The 13,826-nt window shown below is 73.2% G+C and carries 15 protein-coding genes; 11 read left to right on the top strand and 4 right to left on the bottom strand.

The window, feature by feature from the left end; translation table 11 throughout:
- Window positions 1-90 precede the first annotated feature (90 nt).
- From J4709_RS08890 to J4709_RS08850, 9 genes are read left to right on the top strand one after another with little or no spacing between them, the layout of a single operon-like run.
- A complete protein-coding gene (locus J4709_RS08890; RefSeq protein ID WP_232383181.1) occupies window positions 91-1,491 on the top strand; it encodes a hypothetical protein in 1,401 nt (466 codons plus the stop codon).
- Window positions 1,488-2,042, top strand: a complete 555-nt coding sequence (locus J4709_RS08885; RefSeq protein ID WP_208238982.1) for a hydrogenase maturation protease — start codon at window positions 1,488-1,490, stop codon at window positions 2,040-2,042. The genes J4709_RS08890 and J4709_RS08885 overlap by 4 nt, the downstream gene beginning before the upstream one ends.
- Window positions 2,042-2,584, top strand: coding sequence for a hemerythrin domain-containing protein (locus tag J4709_RS08880; RefSeq protein WP_208238981.1), 543 nt, complete (start codon window positions 2,042-2,044; stop codon window positions 2,582-2,584). Before J4709_RS08885 ends, J4709_RS08880 begins: the two co-directional genes overlap by 1 nt.
- A gap of 31 nt (window positions 2,585-2,615) precedes the next feature.
- Entirely contained in the window at window positions 2,616-3,653 is a 1,038-nt protein-coding gene (locus J4709_RS08875; protein WP_208238980.1) for an NADH-quinone oxidoreductase subunit B family protein, read from the top strand.
- A 17-nt stretch (window positions 3,654-3,670) separates the two neighbouring features.
- Window positions 3,671-5,470 (top strand): nickel-dependent hydrogenase large subunit, encoded by a 1,800-nt coding sequence (locus J4709_RS08870; RefSeq protein WP_208238979.1) that lies wholly within the window; start codon window positions 3,671-3,673, stop codon window positions 5,468-5,470.
- Window positions 5,463-6,035, top strand: a complete 573-nt coding sequence (locus J4709_RS08865; RefSeq protein WP_208238978.1) for a NifU-related iron-sulfur-binding protein — start codon at window positions 5,463-5,465, stop codon at window positions 6,033-6,035. Before J4709_RS08870 ends, J4709_RS08865 begins: the two co-directional genes overlap by 8 nt.
- Window positions 6,032-6,667: a DUF5947 family protein gene (locus tag J4709_RS08860; RefSeq protein WP_208238977.1), complete on the top strand. Its 636-nt coding sequence runs from the start codon at window positions 6,032-6,034 to the stop codon at window positions 6,665-6,667. Before J4709_RS08865 ends, J4709_RS08860 begins: the two co-directional genes overlap by 4 nt.
- On the top strand, window positions 6,667-6,876 hold the full coding sequence (locus J4709_RS08855; protein WP_208238976.1) for a hypothetical protein: 210 nt from the start codon (window positions 6,667-6,669) through the stop codon (window positions 6,874-6,876). Before J4709_RS08860 ends, J4709_RS08855 begins: the two co-directional genes overlap by 1 nt.
- A 21-nt stretch (window positions 6,877-6,897) precedes the next feature.
- Entirely contained in the window at window positions 6,898-7,047 is a 150-nt protein-coding gene (locus tag J4709_RS08850; protein ID WP_208238975.1) for a DUF6893 family small protein, read from the top strand.
- Between the two features lie 47 nt (window positions 7,048-7,094).
- On the opposite strand, the gene J4709_RS08845 is transcribed toward J4709_RS08850, so the two are convergent.
- Together J4709_RS08845 and ctaD are read right to left on the bottom strand one after the other, a co-directional pair.
- Complete coding sequence (locus tag J4709_RS08845) at window positions 7,095-7,436, bottom strand: PadR family transcriptional regulator (protein WP_208238974.1); 342 nt, start codon at window positions 7,434-7,436, stop codon at window positions 7,095-7,097.
- Window positions 7,437-7,485: 49 nt separating this feature from the next.
- A complete protein-coding gene (gene ctaD / locus J4709_RS08840) occupies window positions 7,486-9,177 on the bottom strand; it encodes an aa3-type cytochrome oxidase subunit I (protein WP_208238972.1) in 1,692 nt (563 codons plus the stop codon).
- Between the two features lie 235 nt (window positions 9,178-9,412).
- Here ctaD and J4709_RS08835 point away from each other — a divergent pair, with 235 nt between their 5' ends.
- Together J4709_RS08835 and J4709_RS08830 are read left to right on the top strand one after the other, a co-directional pair.
- Window positions 9,413-10,273, top strand: a complete 861-nt coding sequence (locus J4709_RS08835; protein ID WP_208238970.1) for an LLM class F420-dependent oxidoreductase — start codon at window positions 9,413-9,415, stop codon at window positions 10,271-10,273.
- 144 nt (window positions 10,274-10,417) lie between these two features.
- The gene (locus tag J4709_RS08830; protein ID WP_208238968.1) at window positions 10,418-11,440 is read left to right on the top strand and encodes an NAD(P)/FAD-dependent oxidoreductase; all 1,023 of its coding nucleotides are present in this window, start codon (window positions 10,418-10,420) and stop codon (window positions 11,438-11,440) included.
- 16 nt (window positions 11,441-11,456) lie between these two features.
- Here J4709_RS08830 and J4709_RS08825 read toward each other — a convergent pair whose 3' ends face one another.
- Together J4709_RS08825 and J4709_RS08820 are read right to left on the bottom strand one after the other, a co-directional pair.
- A complete protein-coding gene (locus J4709_RS08825; RefSeq protein WP_307801090.1) occupies window positions 11,457-12,788 on the bottom strand; it encodes a dihydrolipoamide acetyltransferase family protein in 1,332 nt (443 codons plus the stop codon).
- Window positions 12,785-13,825, bottom strand: coding sequence for an alpha-ketoacid dehydrogenase subunit beta (locus J4709_RS08820; RefSeq protein ID WP_208238966.1), 1,041 nt, complete (start codon window positions 13,823-13,825; stop codon window positions 12,785-12,787). The genes J4709_RS08825 and J4709_RS08820 overlap by 4 nt, the downstream gene beginning before the upstream one ends.
- Between the last annotated feature and the right edge of the window lies 1 nt (window position 13,826).

The raw sequence follows: 13,826 nt of genomic DNA, 5'->3' as shown, positions 1-13,826 counted from the left end.
CAGAAGTGGCGGGCTCCGTGTGCCGGCTGCGCGCGCGCAGCGGGACGAAGTGCGCGCGTTCCGGCATGCCACGAGGAGGGGTCGCTCACCATGGAGAACGCGCCTGCCACGGCGATGGCCGGCTTCGAGCACGCCCGCGCGGTGGCCGACGCGATCCTCTACGAGGGATACCTGCTCTACCCGTACCGGCGCTCGTCGGGGAAGAACCGCGTCCGCTGGCAGTTCGGCGTCCTTGTGCCGCCCGCCTGGGCGGAGGCGCACGGGCTGGACGACACGGGTGTCGCGGGGTCGGCGGAGGCGTCGTGGCAGCAGACCGAATGCCTGGTCGAGGCGCCGGAGGACGCCGTCGTCCACGGCCGGGTCCGCTTCCTCCAGGTGCAGAAGAAGACCGTGGAGCAGCGGTGCGCCGACGGCTCCCATGCCGAGGTCGACTCCCTCGACGCCGGCGCGCGGACGGAGTGCGCCTTCGACGAGGCCGTCCCGCAGGAGTTCGACTTCCATTTCCGCCTCGCCGACGTCGTCGCCGGCGAGCGGCGCTTCGCCGTCCGGACGCCCGGCGGCGAGGACCGCGAGCCAATCGCGGGCGCCGCGGGCCGCACCGTCCGCCGGCGCCGGCCGCTGGCCGCGGCGGTGACCGTGTCGGCGGTGCGCTGCGGCACGGCGGAGCCGCTCACGCGGATCCGCGTGCGGATCGACAACACCGGCGCGGCGACCCCGCCGGACGCGTCGCGGGACGAGGCGCTGCGGGACTCGCTGCTGGCCTGCCACGTCCTCCTGAACACGGCGGACGGCTCGTTCGTGTCCCTGCTCGATCCGCCGGACCGGGCGGAGCGGGCCGCCGGGGAATGCCGGAACGTCCACACGTTCCCCGTCCTGGCCGGTGCGGCCGGGGAGCGCCGCACGGTCCTGTCCTCGCCGATCCTGCTTTACGACCACCCGCGCGTCGCGCCGGAGAGCCCCGGCGACCTGCACGACGCGACGGAGATCGACGAGATCCTGTCGCTTCGCACGCTGACGCTGACCGACGAGGAGAAGCGGGAGGCGCGCGGGACCGACCCGCGGGCCGCGCGGATCGTCGACCGGACCGAGTCGCTGCCGCCCGAGACGTTCGCCCGCCTGCACGGCGCGGTCCGGTCCCTGCGGCCGGTGCCCGCGAGCACCGCCGCCGCCCCGGCGTCCCGCTGGAGTCCCGGGGACGCCGAACCCGGCGGAATCGTGGTGGACGGCGTGACCGTCGTCCAGGGGAGCCGCGTCCGGCTGCGGCCGAGGGCGCACGGCACCGACCCGCACGACCGGTTCCTCGACGGCCGGACCGCGCGCGTCGAGGCGGTGCTGCATGACGTGGACGACGCCGTCCACCTGGCCGTCACCCTCGACGACGACCCCGCCGCCGAGCTGAACCAGTGGTACGGCCGGTTCCGCTACTTCGCGCCCGACGAGATCGAACCGCTGCCCTCCGGGCCGGTGCCCGCGGTCGGGGACGACCGGTGAGCGGCGCGGCGAAGGCGCGCGTGCTGGTCGCGGGCATCGGCAACGTGTTCCTCGGCGACGACGGGTTCGGCGTCGAGGTCGTCCGGCGGCTCGCGGGCACCGCGCTGCCCGCCGGCGTCGAGGCCGCCGACTACGGCATCCGCGGCGTCCACCTGGCCTACGAGCTGCTGAACGGCCGGCACGACACGCTCGTCATGGTCGACGCCGTGCCCGTCGACGGCCCGCCCGGCACCCTCGCCGTCATCGAGGTGGACCCGGCCGACATCGACGCCGCGGCCGCCGGCCTCGACCCGGCCGATCCGATCGCCCCGCCCGCCCTCGACGGCCACGGCATGGACCCGATGGCCGTCCTGCGGCTGCTGCGGCAGCTGGGCGGCGGCGTCGGCCGCGTCCTGGTGGCCGGCTGCCGGCCCGGAAGCCTCGACGAGGGCATCGGGCTGTCCGCGCCGGTCGAGGCGGCGCTCGGCGAGGCCGTCCGGCTGGTGACCCGGCTGGCATGCGACGAGGCAGACCGCGCGGTGGGCACCGCCACGACCCAAGGGAGCCGCTGATGGACGCCATCGACCTGCTGAAGCACGACCACCGGATGGTGGAGCAGCTGTTCCGCGACCACCGGTCGGCGGCGACGCCGGCGCAGCGCAAGGCCGTGCTGGAGATCCTCGTCCGCGAGCTGTCCAAGCACGCCGCGGTGGAGGAGCTGCTGTTCTACCCGTTCGCGGGCCGGGCCGTCGGCCGCGAGGAGGAGATCAAGCGGCATCTGCAGGAGCACATGACGATCAAGCGGCTGCTCGCCGAGCTGGACTCCGCGCGCGGCGACGGGGAGCGCGCCGGGCCCGTCCTGGCGGCCCTCCGCGAGGCCGTCGCCGAGCACATCCGCGAGGAAGAGGAGCAGCTCATGCCCGAGGTGCGCGCCGCGGCCGATGAGGACGAGCTCCGCGAGCTCGGCGCCGAGCTGGAGCGCGCCAAGCGGCGCGCGCCGACCCGGCCGCACCCGTCCGCGCCGGACCGGCCGCCGGCGCTGGCGATGGCGGCGCCGGTCGCCGCCGCCTACGACCGCCTCCGGGACCGGCTGCAGAGCCGGCCCCGCACGTGAGCCGCCGGACGACACCCAGGAGGGACACGTCATGACCAGCGAGAACGGTTTCGAGGAGATCCACGTCCTGTGGATCTCGGAGGGCATGAGCTGCGACGGCGACACCGTGTCGGTGACGGCGTCCGGGCAGCCGGCGATCGAGGACGTCGTGAACGGGCTCATCCCGGGCCTGCCGAAGGTGCACCTGTACAACAAGGTGCTGTCGCCGACCGTCGGCGGTGAGGAGTTCCTCGCGCCGTTCCGGGCGGCGGCGCGCGGCGACCTCGAGCCGTTCATCTTCGTGCTCGAGGGTTCGGTGCCCAACGAGAAGATCAACGGGGACGGGTACTGGAGCTCGTTCGGCAACCACCCGGACACCGGCGAGCCGCTGACGCTGAACTGGTGGATCGACCGGCTCGCGCCGCGCGCGTGGGCGGTCGTCGCGGCCGGGACCTGCGCCGCCTACGGCGGCATCCACGCGATGGCCGGCAACCCGACCGGCTGCATGGGCCTCGCCGACTACCTCGGCGCGGACTTCCGGTCGGCGGGCGCGCTGCCGATCGTCAACGTGCCGGGCTGCCCCGTCCAGCCCGAGAACTTCATGGAGACCCTGACCTGGGTGCTGCGGCACGCCGCGGGCGGCGCTCCGCCGCCGCCGCTGGACGACATGCTCCGCCCCCAGTGGATCTTCGGCAGGACGGTCCACGAGGGCTGCGACCGCGCCGCCTACTACGAGCAGGGCGACTTCGCCAAGGACTACAACTCGCCGAAATGCCAGGTGAAGGTGGGCTGCTGGGGCCCGGTGGTGAACTGCAACGTGCCGAAGCGCGGCTGGATGGGCGGCGTCGGCGGCTGCCCGAACGTCGGCGGCATCTGCATCGGCTGCACCATGCCGGGCTTCCCGGACAAGTTCATGCCGTTCATGGACACCCCGCCGGGCGGCAGCCTCTCCTCGATGATGATCAAGCCGTACGGCGCGTTCATCCGGCGGATGCGCGGGATCACCAACGACACCCTGAACCGCGAGCCGAAGTGGCACCACGACCGCGAGGTGCTGACCAGCGGCTACGACCCGCGCTGGCGTCCCTAGGGGAGAGGACCCGTTCGATGGCAACGTCCGTTACGTCCAAGCAGAAGGCTCTCGGGAAACCGGAGCAGCTCGTCGAGATGTCGTGGGACCCGATCACCCGCATCATCGGCAACCTCGGCATCTACACGAAGATCGACTTCGCGAACCGGCGGGTCGCCGAATGCCACAGCACCTCGTCGCTGTTCCGCGGCTACTCGGTCTTCATGAAGGGCAAGGACCCGCGCGACGCCGGGTTCATCACCAGCCGGATCTGCGGCATCTGCGGCGACAACCACACCACCTGCTCGGTGTACGCGCAGAACATGGCCTACGGCATCAAGAACCCGCCGCTGGCCGAATGGATCATCAATCTCGGCGAGGCCGCCGAGTACATGTTCGACCACACGATCTTCCAGGACAACCTCGTCTTCGTCGACTTCTGCGAGGCGATGGTCAAGGACACCAACCCGAGCGTGCTGAAGAAGGCGAAGACCGCCGAGGCGCCGAACGCGGCCGTCCACGGGTACCGGACGATCGCCGAGATCATGGCGGCCTTCAACCCGTTCGAGGGCGAGGTCTACAAGGAGGCGCTGCAGGTCAGCCGGATCACCCGGGAGATGTTCTGCCTGATGGAGGGGCGGCACGTCCACCCGTCGACGGTCTATCCGGGCGGCGTCGGGACGATGCCGACCCCGACGCTGTTCACCGACTACCTGTCCCGGCTGATGCGCGTCATCGACTTCATCAAGAAGTCCGTGGCGATGAACGACGACGTCTTCGACTTCTTCTATGAGGCGCTCCCCGGATATGAGGAGGTCGGGCGGCGCCGCATTCTGCTGGGCTGCTGGGGCGCCTTCCAGGATCCCGACGTGGTCGACTACCGGTACGAGACGATGGACCGGTGGGGAAAGGCGATGCACGTCACGCCGGGCGTCGTCGTCGACGGGGAGCTCGTCACCACGAACCTGGTCGACATCAACCTCGGCATCCGCATTCTCCTCGGCAGTTCCTTCTATGACGACTGGGTGAACGAGGATCCGTTCGTCACCCGCGACCCGCTCGGCAACCCGGTCGACATGCGCCATCCGTGGAACCAGACGACGCTTCCCGTCCCGCAGAAACGCGATTTCGGCGACAAGTACAGCTGGGTGATGAGCCCGCGCTGGAAGCACCCGCAGACGGGCGAGCACCTGGCGCTGGACACCGGCGGCGGGCCGTTCGCGCGGCTCTACACGACCGCGCTGGCGAACCTGGTCGACACCCCGTACGTGAAGGCGACCGGGTCGAGCGTGCGGATCTCGCTGCCGAAGGGCGAGAAGCTGCCCGAGACGACCCTCGAATGGCGCATCCCGCAGTGGTCCAACGCGATCGAGCGCGACCGGGCCCGGGTGTACTTCGTCGCGTACGCGGCGGCGATGGCGCTGCACTTCGTCGAGCAGGGCCTCGGCCTCGTGCACGCAGGCGAGACCAAGATCTTCGAGGACTTCGAGGTGCCCGACGAGGGGATCGGCTGCGGCTTCCACGAGGCGGTGCGCGGCGTGCTGTCCCACCACCTCGTCATCAAGGACAAGAAGATCGCGAACTACCACCCGTACCCGCCGACGCCGTGGAACGGCAGCCCGCGCGACATCTACGGCACGCCCGGCCCGTACGAGGACGCCGTCCAGGACATGCCGATCTTCGAGGAGAACGGCCCGGACGACTTCCGCGGCATCGACATCATGCGCGCCGTGCGCAGCTTCGACCCGTGCCTGCCGTGCGGCGTGCACATGTACCTGGGCAAGGGCCGGACGCTGCAGAAGGTCCACTCGCCGATGTTCGGCCAGAACAATGCCTGACCCCGGGGCCGCGGGCGCCGCGCCGCGCGGGCCGCACCGGCTCGGCGGCGCGGAGGTCGCCGAGCGGCTCGCCCGGCTCGACGAGACGCTCGCCGGGCTGGAGCGCACGCCCGGCGCGACCGCCGAGACCGCCATGGCCGCCGTCACGACCCTCGCCGAGGTGTACGGGGAGGCGCTGGCGCGCGTCATGGACCGCGTCGCGGGGGAGCCGCGGACCGTCGAGGCGCTGCTCGGCGACGAGCTGCTTGGGCACCTGCTCGTCCTGCACGACGTGCATCCCGAACCGGTCGAGCGCCGCGTCGCCCGGGCGCTGGAGGGCCTGCGGCGGCAGGGCGTCACCGCCGAACTCGCCGGCCTCGACGGCGGCACGGTACGGATCCGGACGGCGGGCGGCTGCGGCTGCGGCGCCGGAGGGACCGAGGAGGCCGTGCGGGAGGCGGTCCTCGCCGTGGCGCCCGAGGCGTCGCGCGTGGAGTTCACCGGACCGCCGCCGACCGCGCCCGCGTTCGTCCCGGTGGACGCGCTGCTGCGGCCGCCGGTCCCGGCGGCGGACGGCGCGCCGTGACCGCCGGCGCCTTCGCTCGCCTCGTCGAGCGCGCGTCCGCCGGGGGACGGGACACCGCCGACGCGTGCACGCTGTGCGCGGCGCCCGTCGGCGACGTCCACGCCCACCTCGTCGAGGAGCGCAGCGGCAAGCCGCTCTGCGCCTGCCGCGCCTGCGCGCTGCTGTTCGAACAGGGCGCGGCGGGGCAGGGAAGCTACCGGCTCGTCCCCGACCGCAGGATCCGGCTCACCGGCGTCCGGGCCGCCGACCTCGGCGTCCCCGTCGGCCTGGCGTTCTTCGTCGTGGAGCCGGACGGCGCCGTGACGGCCCGCTACCCGAGCCCCGCCGGCGCCACCGCCTGGTCCGTGGACCAGGACGCCTGGGCCGCCGCCACCGCGGGCTGCGCCGAACTGGCGTCGATCCGGCCCGCCACCGAGGCGCTCCTCGTCAACACCGCCAAGGGCGCCGCCGAGCAGTGGCTGGTGCCGGTCGACGACTGCTTCCGGCTGGTCGGCGCCGTCCGCCGCGCGTGGACCGGGCTGTCGGGGGGAGACCGCGTACAGGCCGAGATCGAAGCGTTCTTCGCCGGCCTGGCCGAGCGCCGCGCCGGCGGGGACCGGGCGGCGCAGCAGAACCGGAAGGGGGAAGGGTGATGGCCGAGATCCGCGTGGGGAAGCCGGACGTCCGGCTCGACCTGCCCTCGCACACCAAGGGCGTGCACCAGGGCAACAAGACGGGCGCCTACCGGCACGAGGCGGGGCACCACCTGGACGGCACCGCCGACGCGCGGCGCTCGACCGGGATCCGGCCGAAGCGGCGGAACCCGATCCTGCCGATCATGCCGAACCTGCCGCCCGGCTGACACCGAGAGGGGAGCGCGACCATGGGGAACCGGTCACGGACGTGCAAGAGAGCGGGCGGACGGCGGACGGCGGCGATCGCGGCGGCGTGCGTGGCCGCCGCCGGGCTCGCCGCGCTGTTCTGGAAGGAGTTTCCGGCCGCGGTCCGCTACATCAAGATCGAGCGGATGTGACCGCTGCCGGCGGGGGCGGGCACGGACCGCCCCCGCCGGCGTGCGCGTCATCTCCGTAGCCCGGACGTTTCCCGCCATGAGGCCAGGAACGCGCCGAGCACGCCTTCGAGGCGGGCCAGACCGGCCATCCGCGCGTCCAGGTCGTCCAGCCCCTCCGCGGTGAGCTCGTAGTGCCGCCGGGCGGGTCCCGACCCGGACGGGACGAGCCGCGAGGTCAGCAGCCGCTCGCGTTCGAGGCCGCGCAGCACCCGGTACACGTGCCCGGGCTCGGCGTCCATCACGCCCGTGCCCGCGAGCCGCTCGATGAGGTCGTAGCCGTGGCCGGGCCGCTGGTGGATGAGCAGCAGCAGGAAGAGCCGAAGCAGGCTGCCGACCTCACCGCCGCACACACGTCCTCCCTCGGAACCGGAACCGCCGCCGAACCGCAGCCGCCGGCCGCTACGAGGACAGGCCGGGCGGCGTAGGCGTGGCGATCTCCGCCTCCTCCGGCGGCTCCAGCGGCGGATAGTGCAGGTCGAACGCCGGGCGCATCGAGCGGATCCGCGGCATCGCCTCGAAGTTGTGCCGCGGCGGCGGGCACGAGGTCGCCCACTCCAGCGAGCCGCCGTAGCCCCACGGGTCGTCCACGCCGACGGGCACGCCGCGCTTGTGCGTCCGGTAGATGTTCCACAGGAACGCGAAGGTGGACGCGCCGAGGACGAACGCGCCGATCGACGACACGAGGTTCAGCGTCGCGAACTCCTTGGGGTAGTCCGCGATGCGGCGCGGCATGCCTTCGGCGCCGAGCCAGTGCTGGACGAGGAAGGTCGTGTGGAACCCGGCGAACAGCGACCAGAAGTGGATCTTTCCCCAGGTCTCGTCGAGCTTCTTCCCGGTCATCTTCGGCCACCAGAAGTAGAAGCCGCCGAACATCGCGAACACCACCGTGCCGAACAGCACGTAGTGCATGTGGGCCACGACGAAGAACGAGTCGGTGAGGTGGAAGTCCATGGCCGGCGACGCCAGGATCACCCCGGTGAGGCCGCCGAACAGGAACGTCACCAGGAACCCGATCGCCCACAGCATCGGGGTCTCCAGGGAGATCTCGCCCTTCCACATCGTGCCGACCCAGTTGAAGAACTTGATGCCGGTCGGCACCGCGATCATGAACGAGGTGATCGAGAAGAACGGCAGCAGCACCTGCCCGGTCGCGAACATGTGGTGCGCCCAGACGGTCATCGACAGACCGGTGATGCTGATGGTGGCGGCGACCATGCCGAGGTAGCCGAAGATGGGCTTGCGCGCGAACACCGGGATGATCTCGGTGACGATGCCGAAGAACGGCAGCGCCACGATGTAGACCTCCGGATGGCCGAAGAACCAGAACAGGTGCTGCCACAGCAGCGCGCCCCCGGACGCGCCGTCGTAGACGTGCGCGCCGAACTTGCGGTCGGCCTCCAGCGCGAACAGCGCCGACGCCAGCACCGGGAACGCGATGATGACCATCAGGCTGGTCAGCAGCACGTTCCAGGTGAAGATCGGCATCCGGAACATCAGCATGCCGGGCGCCCGCATCGTGATGATGGTGGTGATCAGGTTGACGCCGGTCAGCGTCGTCCCGACCCCCGACACGATCAGGCCCATGACCCACATGTCCTTGCCCAGGCCGGGCGAGAAGGTCGACGAGGTCAGCGGCGAGTAGGCGAACCAGCCGTAGTCGGCCGCGCCGCCCGGCATCAGGAACCCCGCCACCACGATGATCGCGCCGAACAGGAACAGGTAGTAGGTCAGCGCGTTCAGCCGCGGGAACGCCACGTCCGGGGCGCCGATCTGCAGCGGCATGATCACGTTGGCGAAGCCGAGGAACAGCGGCGTCGCGAACAGCAGCAGCATGATCGTGCCGTGCATGGTGAACAGCTGGTTGTACTGCAGCTCGTCCATCACCTGCAGGCCCGGCCGCATCAGCTCGGCGCGCATCAGCATGGCCATCAGCCCGGCGACCAGGAACAGCGCGAAGGACGTCGTCAGGTACAGGTAGCCGACCATCTTGTGGTCGGTCGTCGCCAGCACGTTGCCGATCCGCGTCCCGAGGCCGTGCCGTTCCAGCGCCTCCTCGGCGCTGGTGTCGGCTGCCTCCTCGACCGCCGTCATCCGGCCCCCCTCCCGCTGCCGTGCCTACACCGGGCAGTAGCCGGAGAAAGCCCACGTCAAACGCCGTGCACCGCCTGATCATCGTCATGGGGCGGGCACGGCGCCGGAGCGGATCCGGCCGCACGCAGGCCCCCGCCGCCGCGGCACCGATACGCTCTTGCCCGAGATCGAGGACGACCGGCCGGACGGCGGGCGGCCCGCCCGCCCCCGTCCGGCATGACCCGGAGGGGGCGCCGTGGAGCTGTCCGGTATCGGTGTATGGAGCCAGCAGCTGCGTTACGGGGACGCTGCGGAGGCGGCGGAGGCCGCCGCGGAGCTGGAGGAACTGGGGTACCGCGCGATGTGGGTGCCCGACATCGGGGGACCGGTGTTCGACGCGGTCGGGAACCTGCTCGGCGCGACCCGGGACGCGGTCGTCGCGACCGGCATCCTGAACCTGTGGATGCACGCGCCCGAGGACGCCGCCGCGTCGTTCGCCGCGCTGACCGACGCGCACGGCGACCGTTTCCTGATGGGCATCGGGGTGAGCCACGCGCCGCTGGTCGACGCCGCGGAGCCCGGCCGGTACCGCAGGCCGCTCGCGGCGATGTCGGAGTTCCTCGACGGCCTCGACGCGGCGGCGCGGCCCGTCCCGCAGGGGAGCCGGGTGCTCGCCGCGCTCGGCCCGAAGATGCTGGAGACGGCGGCGAAGCGGGCCCGCGGCGTGCACCCCTACCTCGTCCCGCCCGAGCACACCCGGCTCGCCCGCGAGGCCGTCGGCGACGGGCCGCTCGTGGTACCGGAGCAGACGGTCGTCCTGTGCTCGACGCGCGAGCAGGCGCGCGAGATCGGGGCGGACTGGCTGCGCTCCTACCTCGGCCTGCCGAACTACGCGGGCAACCTGCTGCGGCTCGGGTTCACTCAGGAGGACGTCGACGCGGTGAGCGACCGGCTGTTCGACGCCCTGATCGCCTGGGGCGACGAGGAGGCGATCCGGCGGCGGGTGGACGAGCACCGCGCGGCCGGCGCCGACCACGTCTGCGTGCAGGTGCTCACGGCGGACGGCAACGCGTTCCCACGCGAGGAATGGCGCCGCCTGGCCCCCGCGCTGCGCTGACGCCCCGCTTGGCGCCTGACGCGCGGGGTGTCACGCTGGGCTGATGCGGATACTCGTCATCGGCGCGGGGATCATCGGGGCCGCGCTGGCCGACCGGCTCGCCCGCCCGGCGGGCGGGCCGGGCGGGCCGGGCGCGGCGACGAGGTGACGGTCGTCGAGGAGCGGCGGCCCGGCGCCGGGACGTCCGGGACCAGCTACGCGTGGCTCAACGCCAACGACCCCGCCGACCCGGTCTACCACCGGTTCCGGACGGCGGCGCTGCGGACCTGGCGCGACCTCGCCGCCGGGTTCGGCGGGCCGTCCTGGTACCGGCTCGCGGGCAACACCGCGTGGGCGGTGACGGCGGACGAGAAGGCGCGGCTGGCGGCGCGGGTCGATGGACTGGACCGCCTCGGCTACGCCGCCCGCCTGATCGGCCCGGATCAGCTGCGCGAGCTGGAACCGGCCGTCCGCGTCCCGGACGACGCGCTGATCGCGCACTATCCCGACGAGGGTTACGTGCACGGCGGCATGGCCGCGCAGGCGCTCGCTCTGCGGGCGCAGGAGTCGGGCGCCCGCATCCTCACCGGGCACCGCGCGGTCGCCCTGAACGTCGACGGCGGACGCGCCACCGGGGCACGCCTCGACGACGGCCGGGACCTGGACGCCGACCTCGTGATCTGCGCCGCCGGCCCGCACGCCCCCGCGCTGCTGGCCACCGCCGGGATCACGCTGCCGCTGGTCGACCCGTCCGCGCCCGGCTCGGCGGCGCCGTGCCTCGTCGCCCGGACGACGTCCGCGCCTGGCGCCCTGAACGGGCTGGTGCACAGCCCCGAACTGTCGGTTCGTCCGGCGGAGAACGGCGGGCTCGTCCTGGAGGCCGACGACATCGACGCGGGCGTCGACGACTCGGTCACGGCGGAGCGGATCGAGGCCGTGGGAACCGAACTCCTCGCCCGCGCCCGCGCGCTCATCCCCGGCCTGACCGCGCAGGTCGCCGAGGTGCGGCGCTGCGTGCGGCCGCTGCCGGCCGACGGCTACCCGCTCGTCGGCCCGCAGATCCCCGGCCTCTACACCGTCGTGACGCACAGCGGCATCACGCTCGGCCCGCACCTCGCCGAGCTCGTCGCCGCGGAGATCCACGGCCGTCCCGCCGAGGCGCTCGGGCCCTACCGGCCCGGCCGCTGACCCCGCCGGCCGCGGCTCAGCCGTACGCGATCAGCACGGCGGGATCCTCCACGCAGTCGGCCACGTAGCGCAGGAACCCGCCGGCCGCGCCGCCGTCGCAGACCCGGTGGTCGAACGTGAGCGACAGCTGCGTGATCTTGCGCGGCACGACCGCTCCGTCGTGCACCCACGGCCGGTCGACGACGCGACCGACGCCGAGCAGCGCCGCCTCCGGATGGTTGATGATGGGCGTGGAGCCGTCGACGCCGAACACCCCGTAGTTGTTGAGCGTGAACGTGCCGCCGGTCAGCACCTCGGGCGGCAGCTTCCCTTCCCGGGCGAGGCCGGTGAGCCGGGCCAGCTCCGCGGCGAGCTCCTCCGTCGTCATCAGGTGCGCGTCCCGCACGACCGGGACGACGAGCCCCCGGTCGGTCTGCGCGGCGAAGCCGAGGTTGATCCGCCCGTGCCGGACGATCTCGGCGCGGCCGGTGTCGACCGAGGAGTTCAGCTCCGGGAACCGGCGCAGCCCGGACACGCAGATGCGGGCGAGCAGCGCCAGCAGCCCGATGCCGAGGTCCGGGCGGGTGCGGCGCAGCGCGTCCTTCACCGCGAGCAGCCCGGTGGCGTCGACGTCCACCCAGGTGGTGGCATCGGGGATCTCCGTGCGGCTGCGGGTGAGCTTGTCGGCGACCGCCCGGCGCAGGCCGCGCAGCGGGATGCGCTCGTCCGCGAGCCCGGCCGGCTCTCTGGGCGCCGCCGTCTCGGGTGCGGGCTGCGGGGACGCGGCCTGCGGGGGCGCGGCGGCGGCGATGGCCTGCTCGACGTCGCGGCGCAGGATCACGCCGCGCGGTCCGGTCGGAGTGACGGCGCCGATGTCCACGCCGTGCTCGCGGGCGATCCTGCGCACGAGCGGCGAGATCACGCGTGGCGCGCGCAGCGGGTGAGCCGCCGCGGGCGTCTCCCCGGCGGGCCGGGCCCGGCCGCGCCGCCGCCTGCGCGCGCCCGACGCGCCGCCCGTCCCGTAGCCGATCAGGACATTGCCCGATCCCGCTTGCTCCTCCTCGCGGTACCGCGCCGCGGCGGCCTGCTCGGGAACCTCCGCCTCCTGCTCCGCGCCGGCGGGGCCGACCTCGATGAGCGGTTCGCCGACGCCGAGCACCGTCCCCGGCCCGGCGTGCAGCTTCAGCACCGTCCCGGCGAACGGGACCGGCACCTCGACGGCGGCCTTGGCGGTCTCGACCTCCACCACGACCTGGTCGACCTCGACGGCGTCGCCGACCGCGACCTTCCATTCCAGGACCTCGGCCTCGGTCAGGCCCTCGCCGAGGTCGGGCAGGCGGAACACCCGCACCGCGAGCGCGGTCGTCACGATGCCTCCCGCGCCAGGTGCAGGACGTCCGGCTCGTCGTCGAACTGGAGCCGGTCGACGGCGTCGAGGACGCGGTCGGCGTCCGGCAGGTGCGAGCGCTCCAGCTTCGGCGGCGGGTAGGGGATGTCGAACCCGCTCACCCGCAGCACCGGCGCGGCCAGCGAGTGGAAGCAGCGCTCCTGGACGCGCGCCGCGATCTCCGCGCCGACGCCCGCGAACCCCTGCGCCTCCTGGACCACCACGCACCGGCCCGTCTTGCGGACCGACGCCGCGACGGTCTCGTCGTCGAACGGGACGATCGACCGGAGGTCCACGACCTCCAGGGAACGGCCGTCCTGGGCCGCCGCCTCGGCCGCCTCCAGGGCGACGGAGACGCTCGGCCCGTAGGCGACGAGCGTCGCGTCCGTCCCGGTGCGGCGCACCGCCGCCCGCCCGATCCCGGTGGGCCGCCGGTCCGCCGGCGAGACCTCGCCCGCGGCCCAGTACAGCCGCTTGGGCTCCATGAACACCACCGGGTCGGGGTCGTTGACGGCGTCGCGCAGCAGCCAGTACGCGTCGTCCGGCGTGGCGGGGGTGACCACCTTCAGGCCGGGGGTGTGCGCGTAGTACGCCTCGCTGGAGTCGCAGTGGTGCTCGACGCCGCCGACGCCGCCCGCGAACGGGATGCGGATCACCATCGGCATCGGCAGCGCGCCGCGGGTGCGGTTGCGCATCTTCGCCACGTGCGAGGCGATCTGCTCGAACGCCGGGTAGGCGAACGCGTCGAACTGCATCTCCACGACGGGGCGGAACCCGCCCATCGCCATGCCGACCGCGAGCCCGACGATGCCCGCCTCGGCGAGCGGGGTGTCGAAGCACCGGTCCTCGCCGAACTCGGCGGTCAGCCCGTCGGTGATGCGGAAGACGCCGCCCAGCGGGCCGACGTCCTCGCCGAACACCAGGACCCGCTCGTCCTCGCGCAGCGCGTCCCGCAGCGCGGCGTTGAGCGCCCGCGCCATGGTCGTCTCCGCCGTCCCGGCGGTCGTCGTCGCGGTCATC

This window comes from Actinomadura violacea (assembly GCF_017573465.1).
Classification (GTDB): Bacteria; Actinomycetota; Actinomycetes; order Streptosporangiales; family Streptosporangiaceae; genus Spirillospora; species Spirillospora violacea.
Note: the sequence above shows the minus strand (reverse complement) of the source record. Positions and strands in the feature narration are given on the sequence as shown.